Here is a 14,257-nt window from a genome sequence, read left to right as displayed (position 1 = left end):
GCCATGGCCCGTCTGACCGGATTCCTGTTGATGCTGGTGGTGGCGAGCAGTCTTGGCGTTGTCGCGTCCCAGCATCAGGCCCGCAAGCTCTACTCTGCAGTCGAGCGGGAGCAGCAGCGTTCGCTGCAGCTGGAGGTCGAGTGGGGCCAGTTGCAGCTGGAGCAAAGTACCTGGGCTGCCCACGCCCGTATCGAAAAACTCGCTCGCGAGAAACTCGCGATGCGCCCACCTCAGTCAGGGCAAATCATCGCCATCGAGGAGGAGCGGCCATGACGAAGGCCAAGAAGGGCGTCACCTTCAACCACAATCCCCTCCTGCATTCGGAGTTGCCGGCCTGGCGGCCGCGCTTCGTGCTGCTGTGCCTGCTTGGCGGCTCGCTCGCGCTGGTCGGGCGGGCAGTCTATCTGCAGGGGGTCAATGATCAGTTTCTGCAGGCCAAGGGCGAATCCCGTTACGCCCGGGTGCTCGCGGTCCCTGCCACGCGTGGCAAGATTACCGACCGGCAGGGGGATGTGCTGGCGGTCTCGTCGCCGGTCAAGTCCCTGTGGGCGATTCCCGAGGATGCCCGCCTGAATCCGGCCCAGACCCGTCAGCTGGCGGGCTTGCTGGAAATGGACGTCAACGAGATCCACCAGAAACTCGCGACCGACAAGGACTTCGTCTACCTCAAGCGTCAGGTGTCGCCCGAGCTGGCTGACCGTATCGCCGCCCTCAAGTTGCCCGGCATTCACGACCAGAAGGAATACCGCCGCTTTTACCCCGGCGGCGATGTGATGGCCCACGTGCTCGGCTTTACCGGCGTGGACGACAAGGGTCAGGAGGGTATCGAGCTGGCCTTCGAGTCCTCCCTGGCCGGTAAGCCGGGCTCCCGGCGGGTCGTCAAGGACCGGCGCGGTAATGTCGTCGAGGATGTGCAGTCGATCCGTCCGCCCCAGGACGGCCGCGAAGTGGCGCTGTCCATCGACAACAAGATCCAGTTCCTGGCCCACGCTGCGCTCAAGCAGGCCATGCTCGAGCACAAGGCCAAGGCCGGAGGCATAGTGGTGCTCGATGCGAAGACGGGCGAGGTGCTGGCCCTGGCCAATGCGCCGACCTTCAATCCGAACAACCGGGTCAAGCTCACTGGCGATCAGCTCCGCAACCGCGCGCTGACCGATACCTACGAGCCGGGCTCGACGATGAAGCCCTTCACTGCCGCCATGGCGCTGGAGAACGGGAAATTCACCGCCAACACCATCATCAACTGCGCGCCGGGTCGCATGACCATTGGCTCCGCAACCATTTCCGACGCCCACCCGCATGGTGCCCTGTCGGTGGCAGAGGTCATCCAGAAGTCCTCCAACATCGGCGCCGCCAAGCTGGCCCTGAGCTTCACGCCGGATGTGATGTGGAAGATGTTCGACGATCTGGGCTTCGGTGCGCCGCTCAAGCTGGGCTTTCCCGGCGAGGCGGGGGGGCGTCTGCGTCCTGCCAATAGCTGGCGTCCGATCGAGCAGGCCACCATGTCCTATGGTCACGGCATTTCCGTGAGTCTCATGCAGATGGCCAATGCCTATCAGGTCTTTGCCCGTGACGGCGATATGGTGCCCTTGTCCCTGTCCCGCATGGATGCGCCGCCGCTGCATGGCACGCGGGTGTTTTCGCCGCAAACCGCGCGAGAAGTCCGGCAGATGCTCGAGATGGTGGTGCAGCCTGGCGGTACGGCGCCGCAAGCCAATATTCCAGGCTACCGGGTGGGTGGCAAGACAGGTACCGCAATGAAACTGGTTGGCGGGCGTTACGCCCTCAAATACGTGGCGTCCTTTGTTGGTATCGCCCCGATCTCCGATCCGCGCCTGATTGTTGCGGTGATGATTGATGAGCCGACCAACGGCAAGCATTACGGTGGCAATGTGGCCGGACCGGTGTTCGCACAAGTGATGGGTGGCGCCTTGCGCACCCTTGGTGTCGCGGCGGATGCCCCGCTCAAGCCCCTGCAGATGGCACGTCAGGGCGCGGCCCCCGTACCCTACGTCCGGGAGGCCATGTGAGCGTCAGTGCACCACCGCAGAAAATCCGCGAGATTCTCGACTGGCTGGCCGCCCAGGAAATCGAAGTTACCCGTTTGTGTGCCGATTCGCGCCAGGTGCGTGCCGGTGATATCTTCCTGGCCTGTCCGGGGCATCGGGTCGATGGCCGTCGTTTCATCGCCGGTGCCGTAAAGGCCGGTGCTGCCGCCGTGCTGTGGGAGCGTAACGACCACGTCTGGGATGCGTCGTTGCAGGTTGCCAATTTACCGGTCGATGGCCTGTCCGCCCTGTCCGGTTACCTGGCCCACGAAGTTTACGGTCGTCCCTCCGAGGCCGTATGGCTGGTGGGTGTGACCGGTACCAACGGCAAAACCTCGGTTACCCAGTGGTTGTCCCGGGCCTTCGCGGCCCTCGGGCGCAAGTGCGGTGTGATCGGCACACTGGGCATTGGTTTTCCCGGTGCGCTTTCCGAAAGCCTGAACACCACGCCGGACAGCCTGACCGTGCATCGCACGCTCGCCGATTTTCGCGAGGCCGGCGCCCAGGCGGTGGCGATGGAAGTGTCGTCCATCGGGCTCGACCAGGGGCGCCTCAATGGCCTGCGTTTCGACGTGGCCGTGCATACCAACCTGACCCGCGACCACCTTGATTACCACGGCACCATGGAAAACTATGGCGCGGCCAAGGCTCGTCTGTTCGACATGCCCGGCCTGCGCTCGGTGGTGCTCAACCTCGATGACCGGTTCGGCATGGAGCAGGCCCGCCGCCTGGCCGGCCACGGGATCGAGGTGATCGGCTACACCCTCATCCCGACGAATATCGATGCGGCACCGGCGCACCGGGTGATTGTTGCCGACAAGCTGACCACCACGGCCGCCGGCATCCGCTTCACGGCCCGCTGTGGCAACGAATCTGCCGATCTTTACCCGAACCTGGTGGGGCAGTTCAACGTGTCCAACTTGCTGGCGGTCATCGGTACGCTGATGGCCTCCGGTTTTTCGCTGGAAGATGCGGTGACCGTTGCCGAGGACCTGACCCCGCCCCAGGGGCGCATGCAGACCCTCGGTGGCATCGGTGATCCGCTGGTAGTGGTCGATTACGCCCATTCGCCGGACGCCCTCGAACAAGTCCTGACCGCCGTGCGTGCCACCGTCACGGCCCGCGGCGGGCGCATGACCTGCGTCTTCGGTTGCGGCGGCGAGCGGGATCCGGGCAAGCGTCCATTGATGGGCGAAGTGGCCAGCCGGCTGGCCGACCACGTGGTGCTGACTGGCGACAATCCGCGCGGTGAAGATCCCGAAGCGATTCTCCGCGAAATCGCCGCGGCTGCCGGCGAGCGCGCCCGCATCATTCCCGACCGCGCCCAGGCGATTCGCGACACGATCATGGGCGCAGCGCCTGATGACGTGATCGTCATTGCCGGCAAGGGGCACGAGCCCTACCAGGAAATCAATGGTGTCCGTTACCCGTTTTCCGACGTGGAGCAGACGCGCGCAGCCCTCGAAGCCTGGAACGACGCCCAGGGAGAACTCAAATGATGGATCTCCAGCAAGCCGCCCTGGCAACCGACGGCACTGCGGTGGGCGGCAATGCTTCCTTCCTGTCGGTCAGTACCGACTCCCGCAGCGTGCAGTCCGATCAGCTCTTCATCGCCTTGCGCGGAGACCGTTTCGACGGACATGACTTTATCTCCAGTGTGGCCGCCCAGGGCGCCGTGGCAGCGATGGTCGATCGCCACTGGGCCGCCGGCAATCCGGTGCCGCTGCCCCTGCTGGTCGTCGAAGACACCCGCCTCGGCCTCGGCAAACTGGCGGCGGTCTGGCGTGCCCGCTTCGAGATGCCGCTGATCGGCGTGACCGGCAGCAACGGCAAGACCACTGTCAAGGAAATGTGCGCGGCGATTCTCCGTGCCCAGGCCCGCCTGGATGGTTTCGACCCCGATCTGGCGGTGCTGGCCACCAAGGGCAACCTTAACAACGACATCGGCCTGCCGCTGATGCTGCTGCGCATGTCCGGCAATCACCGCTCGGCGGTGATCGAGATGGGCATGAATCACCCCGGTGAAATCGGCTATCTCACCCAGCTGGCGCGGCCCACCGTGGCACTGGTCAACAACGCCCAGCGGGCACACCTGCAGGGCATGGGCAACGTGAACGAGGTGGCCCGCGAAAAAGGCGCCATCTACGAAGGCCTGGCCGCCGACGGTGTCGCGGTGATCAATGCCGACGACGCTTTCGCCGGTTACTGGAAGGCCCTCAACGCGGGGCGCCAGACACTTACCTTCGGCCTCAGTGCCGACGCCGACGTGTCGGCCCGATGCACAAGCCACGGCTTTGCTAGCGATGTGATGCTCAGCTCGCCGCAGGGCGAAACCCGTTTTCGCCTGCAGGTGCCCGGCCAGCACAACGTTCGCAACGCCCTGGCGGCAGCGGCGGCCTGTCTGGCTGCCGGCATGTCGCTGGACGCGGTGGCCGAAGGGCTGGGTGGCTACAGCGGCACTGCCGGTCGTCTGCATCTGCGCCAGGGATGCGGTGGCGCAGTGGTCATCGACGATAGTTACAACGCCAACCCCGATTCGATGCGTGCGGGCATCGCGGTGCTGGCGGCCACCCCGGGCCGCAAGATCCTGGTGATCGGCGACATGGGGGAGATTGGCGAGCAGAGTTTCCAGTACCACGACGAGATCGGTGGCTACGCGAAGAGCGAAGGCGTCGATTACCTGTTCGGGCTGGGTGAAATGAGCGAGGTTGCCGCGCGCAACTTCGGAGAAGGCGGATACCACTTCAACCGGCTCGACGATCTCGTCGTGGCGGTGAAGGCGGAGCTCAATGCAGATACGGTGGTGCTCGTGAAGGGATCGCGTTTCATGAAAATGGAACGCGTCGTGGACGCCATCGCGGAGAAGGTTTGATGAAGTCGTGTAGTGCAGGTTTGTCCGCAGTATTTTTTGTAACGCAGCAGGGAGCTTTCCATGCTGCTTGAACTCGCCTTGTGGCTGGGGAAGGACGCGCGCTTCTTCAACGTGTTCGGCTATCTCACGCTGCGCACCATGCTGGCGGCGGGAACCGCGCTGCTGTTGTCGCTGTTGTTCGGCCCGCCGGTGATCCGCTGGCTGGCCGCCAAGAAAATCGGCCAGGCAGTGCGTGATGACGGCCCCAAGTCGCACCTCACCAAGGCCGGCACGCCCACAATGGGGGGCGCGCTGATCCTTATTTCCATCGTCGTCACCACGCTGCTGTGGGCCGACCTGAGCAACAAGTACGTGTGGGTTGTGCTCTTCGTGACCCTCGGCTTCGGCGCCGTCGGCTGGGTGGATGACTGGCGCAAGGTGGTGTACCGCGACCCGAAGGGGCTGGCGAGTCGCTGGAAGTACTTCTGGACCTCGGCAATCGCCCTTGGTGCAGCGGCCTTCCTTGGCCTGACGGCCACGGTGCCGGCCCAGATCGAGCTGATCGTGCCCTTCTTCAAGGCCGTTGCCTACCCGCTGGGCGTGCTCGGTTTCATCATCCTGAGCTACTTCGTGATCAACGGTACCAGCCATTCGGTGAACCTCACCGACGGCCTCGACGGCCTGGCGATCATGCCGACCGTGATGGTCAGCGCCGCGCTGGCGATCTTCGCCTACGTGGCCGGTCACGTGGGGTTCTCCAAGTATCTCGGCGTGCCCTATATCCAGGGCGCGGGCGAGCTGGCGGTAATCTGCGGGGCGATTGCCGGTGCGGGCCTGGGTTTTCTGTGGTTCAACGCCTACCCGGCTGAAGTCTTCATGGGTGACGTGGGCGCGCTGGCGCTGGGCGCAGCGATGGGCACCATCGCGGTGATCGTCCGCCAGGAAATCGTCCTCTTCATCATGGGCGGCCTGTTCGTGGCCGAAGCCCTGTCGGTGATGGTCCAGGTGCTGTACTTCAAGTACACCGGCGGCAAGCGCATCTTCCGCATGGCGCCACTGCACCACCACTATGAACTGGGCGGCTGGAAGGAAACCCAGGTGGTCGTTCGTTTCTGGATCATCACCATCATGCTCGTGCTGTTCGGGCTGTCCACCCTCAAGCTGCGGTGAACGGGCATGGCGCACATTGAGCCCCTTAAATCCTCCCTGACGCTGGTTCTCGGGCTCGGTGAGTCCGGTCTGGCGATGGCCCGCTGGCTGGCGCGCCAGGGCGTGGTCCTGCGGGTGGCTGATTCCCGCGAGACGCCGCCGGGCGTGGAGCGCCTGCGCGCCGACGTGCCGGCCGCCGACATCGTCACCGGCCCGTTCTCCACGGCGCTGCTCGATGGTGTCGAGCGCATTGCGATCAGCCCCGGGCTCGACCCCCGCCAGCCGCTGGTGCTGGCTGCGAAGGAACGGGGTATTTCGCTTGTCGGCGAGATGGACCTGCTGGCCGAGGCCCTGAAGGCGTCGGGTGCCGAGACCAGAATCATTGCCATCACCGGCACCAACGGCAAGACCACGACCACCACGCTGGCCGGCGAGATGGTTCGTGCAACGGGCCTTGATGGCGTGGTTGCCGGCAACATCAGCCCGGCCGCGCTGGACGTGCTGATGGCCCGGCTGGATGCTGGCCAGGCGCTGCCGCAGGTGTGGGTGCTTGAGCTATCCAGTTTTCAGCTTGAAACCGGTCCGGCGCTGGAGGCGGTTTCGGCCACGGTGCTCAACGTCACCGACGATCACCTGGATCGCTATCCCGGCCTGGACGACTACGCTGCCACCAAGGCCGCGGTTTTCCAGGGTGCCGGTGTACAAGTATTGAACCGGGAGGACGCCCGCGTAAAAGCCATGGCGCTGCCGGGCCGACAGGTGCTGAGCTTTGGCGTTGATGTGCCGGCGGGCGCTGACGATTTCGGCGTGCTGCATGCCGACGATGGCGAATGGCTGGTGCGCGGTAGCGACAAGCTTCTCAAGCGTGCCGATATGCAACTGGCCGGCAGCCACAACGTGGCCAACGCACTGGCTGCACTGGCCCTGTGCGAAGCCGCCGGCTTGCCGCGTGCGCCGTTGCTGGCGGCGCTGAAGGCCTTTCGCGGTCTGCCGCACCGGGTCGAGAAGGTTGCCGAGCGTGCCGATGGCGTCATCTATTACGATGACTCGAAGGGCACCAACGTGGGCGCTACCGTCGCCGCGCTGGAAGGCCTGCGCCGCAAGGTGGTACTGATTGTCGGCGGTGACGGCAAGGGGCAGGATTTCTCCCCGCTGAAGGACGCTTTCGCCCGTTATGCCCGTGCCGTGGTGCTGATCGGCCGCGATGCGCGTGCCATCGAGGCGGCCGTTGCCGGCTGCGGCGTGCCGCTGGTCCACGCGGTCGACATGGATGCGGCGGTGCTTGAAGCCAATCTCCGCGCCGAAGCGGGCGACGTGGTGCTGCTGTCGCCGGCCTGCGCCAGTCTCGACATGTTCCGCAATTACGCCCATCGCGCGCAGGTTTTCATCGACGCCGTGAAGCGCTTGCCGGAAGTGAGTCCCGCATGAAGCTCGTCACCAGCCTGACCGGTTTCTTTGCCCGCCACGCCGGAGACGCCGCTGCGCCGGTGTCAAGCGGCGCCGTCAGTCGCCTGATGCGTCCCCTCGGCCGGCAGCGGGAGCTTGATCCTGCGCTGCTCTGGTCGGCCGCGGCCCTGCTGTTGCTGGGTTTGGTGATGGTGTTCTCGGCCTCTATCGCCACAGCCGAAGGCAGCCGCATGTTCGGTCACCAGCCGGCCTACTTTCTGGTCCGGCACTCGGTTTTTCTGGCGATTGGCGTGATTGCCGGGGTTGTGGCGTTCCAGATTCCCATGCGCGCCTGGCAGGAAATGGCCCCGTGGTTGTTCATCGCCGGGGTCGTGCTGTTGCTTATCGTGCTGATTCCCCACGTGGGCCGTGATGTGAACGGTGCGCGTCGCTGGCTGCCCCTTGGTGTGGTGAACCTGCAGCCCTCCGAGCTGATGAAGTTGTTTGCAGCGCTTTATGCCGCCGATTACACCGCCCGCAAGCTGCCGCTGATGGGCAGCTTCCAGAAGGGTTTTGCGCCGATGGCGGCAGTCATCCTGTTCGTCGGCTTCCTGCTGCTCAAGGAGCCCGACTTTGGCGCCTTCGTCGTGATCACCGCCATCGCCTTCGGGGTGCTCTTCCTCGGTGGCATCAACGTGCGCCTGTTTGCATTGCTGGCGATCGTCGCGACGATCGGCTTCGTGCTGCTGATCACTTTCTCGGAATACCGCCGCCAGCGCATTCTCGGCTTCATGGACCCGTGGCAGGACGCCTATGGCAAGGGCTACCAGTTGTCTCACGCCCTGATTGCCTTCGGGCGCGGTGAGTGGTTCGGCGTTGGCCTGGGGGGCAGCATCGAAAAGCTGTTCTACCTGCCTGAAGCCCATACCGACTTTCTGTTGGCGGTGATTGCCGAAGAGCTGGGCTTTGTTGGCGTGTTCACCGTCGTCGTGCTGTTCGCCATCCTCATCCAGCGCGCCTTCTCCATCGGCAAGCAGGCTGTGACGCTGGAACGCAATTACGCAGCGCTGGTGGCCCAGGGCATCGGCATCTGGATCGGCGTGCAGTCCTTCATCAACATGGGCGTGAACATGGGCTTGCTGCCCACCAAGGGCCTGACCCTGCCGCTGATGAGCTTTGGCGGTTCGGGCATCCTCGCCAACTGCGTGGCCATTGCCATCCTGTTGCGGATCGACTGGGAAAACCGCCAGATCATGCGGGGAGGCAAGGCCTGATGCCGACCCTGATGGTCATGGCCGGTGGTACCGGCGGTCACATCTATCCCGGCCTGGCGGTTGCCGATGCCCTGCGCGATCGCGGCTGGCGGGTGGTGTGGATGGGTAATCCGGATGGCATGGAGGCCCGCATCGTGCCGGCCAGCGGCTACGAGGTTGCCTGGGTGCGCTTTACCGCGCTGCGCGGAAAGGGATTGCTGCGCAAGTTGCTGCTTCCTTTCAACCTGCTGCGTGGTTTCGCGCAGGCTTTCGGTCAGATCCGCCGCGTCAAGCCGGACGTGGTGCTCGGGATGGGCGGTTACGTGACTTTTCCTGGCGGCATGATGGCGGTATTGCTTGGCTGCCCGGTTGTCGTGCATGAACAGAATTCTGTTGCCGGCCTCGCCAATCGCGTGCTGGCCCGGGTGGCCGACAAGGTCGTCACCGGTTTTCCGGACGTATTGAAGAAGGGCGCGTGGATCGGCAACCCGGTGCGTGCCGAGATCACCGCCGTTGTGCCTCCTGCCGCGCGTTTTGCTGGTCGCAGCGGGCCCTTGAAGGTGCTGGTGGTGGGCGGCAGCCTCGGTGCCGCAGCCCTCAACGAGGCCGTGCCCAAGGCGCTGGCCTTGCTGGCGCCGCACGAGCGGCCGCTGGTGACCCACCAAGCCGGTACCAAACAGATCGACGCTCTCCGCGCGGCCTACAAGGCGGCAGGTGCGGAGGGCGAGCTGCTGCCCTTCATCGACGACATGGCCGAACGCTATGGCTCTGCGGATCTGGTGATTTGCCGCGCCGGCGCCCTGACCGTGGCCGAACTGGCGGCCGTCGGCGTGGCCAGTGTGCTGGTGCCGTTCCCGCACGCAGTGGATGACCATCAAACCGGCAATGCCCGCTTCCTGGCCGATGCCGGTGCTGCGGTGCTCCTGCCCCAAACCGAATTGACACCGCAGCGCCTCGCCACGCTGCTGCACGAAATGAACCGCGCACGCCTGCTGGACATGGCCGAAAAGGCCCGCGGGTGTGCCAGGCCGGACGCGACAGCCCGTGTGGCCGACGTATGTGCCGGCCTCGCGGCCTGAAGAACTGAACTGGAAAACACGTGAAACATAAAGTCAAAAGCATCCACTTCGTCGGCATCGGCGGCGCCGGGATGAGCGGTATCGCCGAGGTGCTGCTCAATCTCGGCTATGAAATCAGTGGTTCCGATCTCGGCGACAATGTGGCCACCCGTCGCCTCAGGGCGCTGGGCGCTCGCGTGGTCCAGGGCCACGGTGCCGATAACGTTGCCGAAGCCGATGTCGTGGTGACGTCCACCGCGGTCAAGAGCGACAACCCGGAAGTGATCGCCGCCCGTGCCCGTGGCATTCCGGTGGTGCCGCGGGCCCAGATGCTGGCCGAGCTGATGCGCCTCAAGCAGGGCATCGCCATCGCCGGCACGCACGGCAAGACCACCACCACGTCCCTGGCGGCGAGCATCCTCGCCGAGGGTGGGCTCGACCCGACCTTCGTGATTGGCGGCAAGCTCAACGCGGCTGGCGCCAATGCCCGGCTGGGCAAGGGCGACTTCCTGGTGGCCGAGGCCGATGAGTCCGATGCGTCCTTCCTGTTGCTGACCCCGGTGATTTCGGTGGTGACCAACATCGACGCCGACCACATGGAAACCTACGGTCACGACTTCGCACGGCTCAAGCAATCCTTCGTCGATTTCCTCCAGCACCTTCCCTTCTACGGTGTGGCCGTGCTGTGCGACGACGACAAGCACGTGCGCTCGATCATGCCGCTGGTGTCCAAGCAGATCGTCCGTTACGGCTTCTCCGAATCCGCCAACGTGCGTGCCGAGAACATTCACGCTGCCGACGGCAAGATGATGTTCGACGTGGTTCGCGTCAATGGCACGACCAGCCGCATCTCGGTGGTCCTCAACCTGCCGGGCCGCCACAACGTGCTCAATGCGCTGGCGGCGATCGCCGTGGCGACGGAAGTGGGCGTTTCCGATGAGGCCATCATCAAGGCACTGGCCGAGTTCAAGGGGGTCGGCCGGCGCTTCCAGCGTTATGGCGAACTGGCGCTGCCCAATGGCGGTACGGCCACCATCGTCGACGACTACGGTCATCACCCGGTCGAGATGGCGGCAACCATCGCTGCGGCGCGCGGGGCTTTCCCCGACAAGCGCCTGGTGCTGGCTTTCCAGCCCCACCGCTATACCCGCACGCGGGATTGTTTCGAAGATTTCGTGAAGGTCTTGTCCACCGTCGATGCACTGCTGCTGAGTGAGGTGTATGCCGCCGGCGAAGCCCCCATCGTGGCGGCGGACGGCCGTTCGCTGGCGCGGGCGTTGCGCGTGGCGGGCAAGATCGAGCCGGTGTTCGTGGAGAGCATCGAAGACATGCCGGGGGCAATCCTGTCCTCGGCGCAGGATGGCGACGTGGTGATCACCATGGGTGCCGGCAGTATCGGCGGTGTGCCGGGCAAACTGGTGAGTGGCGAGGTTTAAGGACGTGAGCAGTCAATTCGGAAAAGTGGCGGTATTGCTGGGCGGGACTTCCGCCGAGCGCGAGATTTCCCTGATGTCGGGCGGTGCCGTGCTGGCTGCCCTGCAGGCGGCCGGTGTGGATGCGCACGCCTTCGATCCGGCCGAGACCGACCTGCACATTCTCAAGGAGCAGGGCTACGACCGCGCCTTCATTGTGCTGCATGGCCGCGGCGGTGAGGACGGCACGGTGCAGGGCGCGCTGGAGCTGATGGGTATTCCCTACACCGGCAGCGGCGTGATGGCTTCTGCCATCGCCATGGACAAGTGGCGGACCAAGCTGGTGTGGATGGCTTCCGGCCTGCCCACGCCGCGCTTTGCGATTCTCGATGCCAGCTCCGACTGGGAGGCCGTGGCGGCCGACCTCGGCCTGCCGATCTTCGTCAAGCCGGTGCATGAAGGCTCCAGCATGGGCGCCACCAAGGTGACCGAGGCGAGCCAGTTGAAGGGTGCCTGGGAGCTGGCTGCCAAATTTGATTCGCTGGTGCTGGCCGAAGAGTTCGTCACCGGCCAGGAGCTGACCGCGCCTTTCCTGGGCGAGCGGGCACTGCCGCTGGTGCGCATCGTCGCGCCGGGTGGCAACTACGATTATCAGAACAAGTATTTCACCGACGACACCCAGTATTTTTGTCCGAGTGGCCTGCCTGAGGCCCTCGAAAAGGACATCCAGGCGGCCATCGTGCGCAGCGCCAAGGTGCTTGGTTGCCGCGGCTGGGGACGTGCCGACCTGATCCTGCGTGACGACGGCAGCTTCACCCTGCTGGAAATCAACACCGCGCCGGGCATGACCAACCATTCCCTGGTGCCCATGTCGGCCCGGGTGGCCGGTCTGTCCTTCGAGGCGCTGTGCCTGGAAATCCTGGCTGGAGCGCGCCTTGGCTGATCAGCGCAGCACTTCCAATGTTCCGCCCGAAGTCGGCAGCAAAGCTGGCGGCGGGAAGCGTGCGCGTGGTGCGCGCCCGGTTCGGGACGGGAGTGGCAACGGGCTGTGGGATCGTCCCCAGCTCCTCAACCTGATCGCTGACACCCTGATGGTGGTCGGTGCGGCCGGGCTCGGTTATGCGGCGGTGGCTTCGGTGTCGCGCCTGCCGGTTTATCCGCTGCGGGAAGTCGTGGTCACCACGCCGCTGGCGCAGGTCACGACGGCCCAGCTCGAATATGCGGCGCGTTCGTCGTTGCGTGGCAATTTCTTCACGGTAGACCTGGATGATGTGCGCGGTGCCTTCGAGAAGCTGCCGTGGGTGCGCCGTGCCGATGTGCGCCGGCGCTGGCCGGGCGGTATCGAAGTGCGTCTCGAGGAACACGTCGCCTCGGCCTACTGGCGGGTGGGTGAAACCGGTGACATGCGCCTGGTTAACCGCTACGGCGAGGTTTTCACTGCGGCGAGCAATGCGCGTATGCCGGTTTTCAGCGGGCCGGAAGGTGCGTCGGGAATCCTTCTTGCCAAGTTTGACGAATTTACGCGCAAGCTCGGTCCGCTGGGCAAGCAACTGGTCGGTGTGTCCCTGTCGGCGCGCGAGGCCTGGCAGCTCAAGATGGAAGACGGGATGACGATCGAGCTCGGCCACGACCAGCCGAAAGCACCCATCGACGAACGGCTGGCCCGCTTCGTCAACAATTACCCCAAGGCCAGGGAACAACTGAACATGAATGTGGCGGTGGTGGATCTCCGCTACCCCGGTGGTTTTGCCCTTCGTCCGGTAGCGCCCGCCGCGCCGGCAGGCAAGCAAGAAAGAAAAGGGAAGTGATGAGCAAAGAGTACAAGGAACTGATCGTCGGCCTCGACATCGGCACCTCCAAGATCACTTGCGTGGTGGCCGAGCTCAAGCCGGACGGTCGCATGGATGTGGTCGGCCTTGGTACCCAGCCCTCGTCGGGTCTGAAAAAGGGCGTGGTGGTGAACATCGAGGCGACCGTTGACGCCATTTCCCGGGTCATCCAGGAAGTCGAGTTGATGGCTGACTGCAAGATTCGCGACGTCTACACGGGCATCGCCGGCAGTCATATCCGCAGCTTCAACTCCAACGGCATGGTGGCGATCAAGGACAAGGAGGTCTCGCCCCTTGACGTGGAGCGGGTCATCGAGACCGCCCGGGCGATGCCCCTGCCGGCCGATCAGCAGATTCTGCACATCCTGACCCAGGAATTCATCATCGACGGCCAGGATGGCGTGCGCGAACCGATCGGCATGAGCGGCGTGCGTCTCGAGGTGAAGGTGCATATCGTCACCGGCGCCGTGTCGGCGGCCCAGAACATCGTCAAGTGCGTGCGCCGCTGCGGTCTCGAAGTGCTCGACCTGGTCCTGCAGCCGCTGGCCTCCAGTTACGCGACCCTGTCCGAGGACGAAAAGGAGCTGGGCGTGTGTCTGGTGGACATCGGCGGCGGTACCACCGACCTGGCGGTGTTCACCCAGGGGGCGATTCGTCATACCGCCGTGATTCCAATCGCCGGCGACCAGGTCACCAACGACATCGCGATGGCCCTGCGCACGCCGACCGCCGAGGCCGAGGAGATCAAGATCCGTCACGGCGTGGCCATGCACACGCTGGCCGATGCGTCCGAAATGATCGAAGTGCCCGGTGTCGGCGACCGTCCGCCGCGCAAGCTCTCCCGTCAGGCCCTCGCCGACGTGATTGAGCCGCGGGTGTGCGAGCTGTACGAACTGGTGCAGGCAGAACTGCGCCGCAGCGGTTATGAAGAACTGCTGTCCTCCGGCATCGTGCTGGCCGGCGGTGCCGCCGTGATGCAGGGCATGGTTGAACTGGGTGAAGAAGTGTTTCACATGCCGGTGCGTATCGGCTATCCGAAGTATTCGGGAGCCATCGCCGACGTGGTGTGCGAGCCGCGTTATGCCAATGCAATGGGTCTCGTCATGGAGGGCGCAGCCCAGAAGCGGCGGGGGCTGCAGGCTCGTCAGACGCGCAACGTAGGGCAGGTTTTTTCGAGAATGCGCTCCTGGTTCGAGCGTAATTTCTGATACTTGAAGAAGCCCGTGTAACGGTTTGAATTTATATGAATAATTGTGCGCAGCGGCCTCTTG

At 64.6% G+C, this 14,257-nt stretch carries 12 protein-coding genes; all 12 read left to right on the top strand.

Annotated elements, in window-relative coordinates:
* Window positions 1-3: 3 nt before the first annotated feature.
* Genes ftsL through ftsA form a run of 12 tightly spaced genes read left to right on the top strand, consistent with a single transcriptional unit; the run spans window position 4 to window position 14,194 of the window.
* A complete protein-coding gene (ftsL, locus tag ETQ85_RS18125) occupies window positions 4-273 on the top strand; it encodes a cell division protein FtsL (RefSeq protein WP_148580493.1) in 270 nt (89 codons plus the stop codon).
* A complete protein-coding gene (locus ETQ85_RS18120; protein ID WP_148580492.1) occupies window positions 270-2,030 on the top strand; it encodes a peptidoglycan D,D-transpeptidase FtsI family protein in 1,761 nt (586 codons plus the stop codon). The genes ftsL and ETQ85_RS18120 overlap by 4 nt, the downstream gene beginning before the upstream one ends.
* Entirely contained in the window at window positions 2,027-3,547 is a 1,521-nt protein-coding gene (locus tag ETQ85_RS18115) for a UDP-N-acetylmuramoyl-L-alanyl-D-glutamate--2,6-diaminopimelate ligase (RefSeq protein ID WP_246128808.1), read from the top strand. Before ETQ85_RS18120 ends, ETQ85_RS18115 begins: the two co-directional genes overlap by 4 nt.
* Complete coding sequence (locus ETQ85_RS18110) at window positions 3,544-4,920, top strand: UDP-N-acetylmuramoyl-tripeptide--D-alanyl-D-alanine ligase (protein WP_148580491.1); 1,377 nt, start codon at window positions 3,544-3,546, stop codon at window positions 4,918-4,920. Before ETQ85_RS18115 ends, ETQ85_RS18110 begins: the two co-directional genes overlap by 4 nt.
* Window positions 4,921-4,980: 60 nt before the next feature.
* Window positions 4,981-6,069 (top strand): phospho-N-acetylmuramoyl-pentapeptide-transferase, encoded by a 1,089-nt coding sequence (mraY, locus tag ETQ85_RS18105; RefSeq protein WP_148580490.1) that lies wholly within the window; start codon window positions 4,981-4,983, stop codon window positions 6,067-6,069.
* A 15-nt stretch (window positions 6,070-6,084) separates the two neighbouring features.
* Window positions 6,085-7,476 (top strand): UDP-N-acetylmuramoyl-L-alanine--D-glutamate ligase, encoded by a 1,392-nt coding sequence (gene murD / locus ETQ85_RS18100; RefSeq protein ID WP_425473142.1) that lies wholly within the window; start codon window positions 6,085-6,087, stop codon window positions 7,474-7,476.
* Window positions 7,473-8,708 (top strand): putative lipid II flippase FtsW, encoded by a 1,236-nt coding sequence (gene ftsW, locus ETQ85_RS18095; RefSeq protein WP_148580488.1) that lies wholly within the window; start codon window positions 7,473-7,475, stop codon window positions 8,706-8,708. The genes murD and ftsW overlap by 4 nt, the downstream gene beginning before the upstream one ends.
* The gene (gene murG / locus ETQ85_RS18090) at window positions 8,708-9,766 is read left to right on the top strand and encodes an undecaprenyldiphospho-muramoylpentapeptide beta-N-acetylglucosaminyltransferase (protein WP_148580487.1); all 1,059 of its coding nucleotides are present in this window, start codon (window positions 8,708-8,710) and stop codon (window positions 9,764-9,766) included. Before ftsW ends, murG begins: the two co-directional genes overlap by 1 nt.
* A gap of 20 nt (window positions 9,767-9,786) precedes the next feature.
* Complete coding sequence (gene murC, locus ETQ85_RS18085) at window positions 9,787-11,181, top strand: UDP-N-acetylmuramate--L-alanine ligase (protein ID WP_148580486.1); 1,395 nt, start codon at window positions 9,787-9,789, stop codon at window positions 11,179-11,181.
* 4 nt (window positions 11,182-11,185) lie between these two features.
* Window positions 11,186-12,100 (top strand): D-alanine--D-alanine ligase, encoded by a 915-nt coding sequence (locus tag ETQ85_RS18080; RefSeq protein ID WP_148580485.1) that lies wholly within the window; start codon window positions 11,186-11,188, stop codon window positions 12,098-12,100.
* Entirely contained in the window at window positions 12,093-12,965 is an 873-nt protein-coding gene (locus ETQ85_RS18075; RefSeq protein WP_246128807.1) for a cell division protein FtsQ/DivIB, read from the top strand. The genes ETQ85_RS18080 and ETQ85_RS18075 overlap by 8 nt, the downstream gene beginning before the upstream one ends.
* Window positions 12,965-14,194: a cell division protein FtsA gene (gene ftsA / locus ETQ85_RS18070; RefSeq protein ID WP_148580484.1), complete on the top strand. Its 1,230-nt coding sequence runs from the start codon at window positions 12,965-12,967 to the stop codon at window positions 14,192-14,194. Before ETQ85_RS18075 ends, ftsA begins: the two co-directional genes overlap by 1 nt.
* Window positions 14,195-14,257 lie beyond the last annotated feature (63 nt).

Origin of the sequence: Zoogloea oleivorans (assembly GCF_008107625.1) — a bacterium.
Taxonomy (GTDB): domain Bacteria; phylum Pseudomonadota; class Gammaproteobacteria; order Burkholderiales; family Rhodocyclaceae; genus Zoogloea; species Zoogloea oleivorans.
This window is presented reverse-complemented; position numbering and strand designations above follow the sequence as displayed.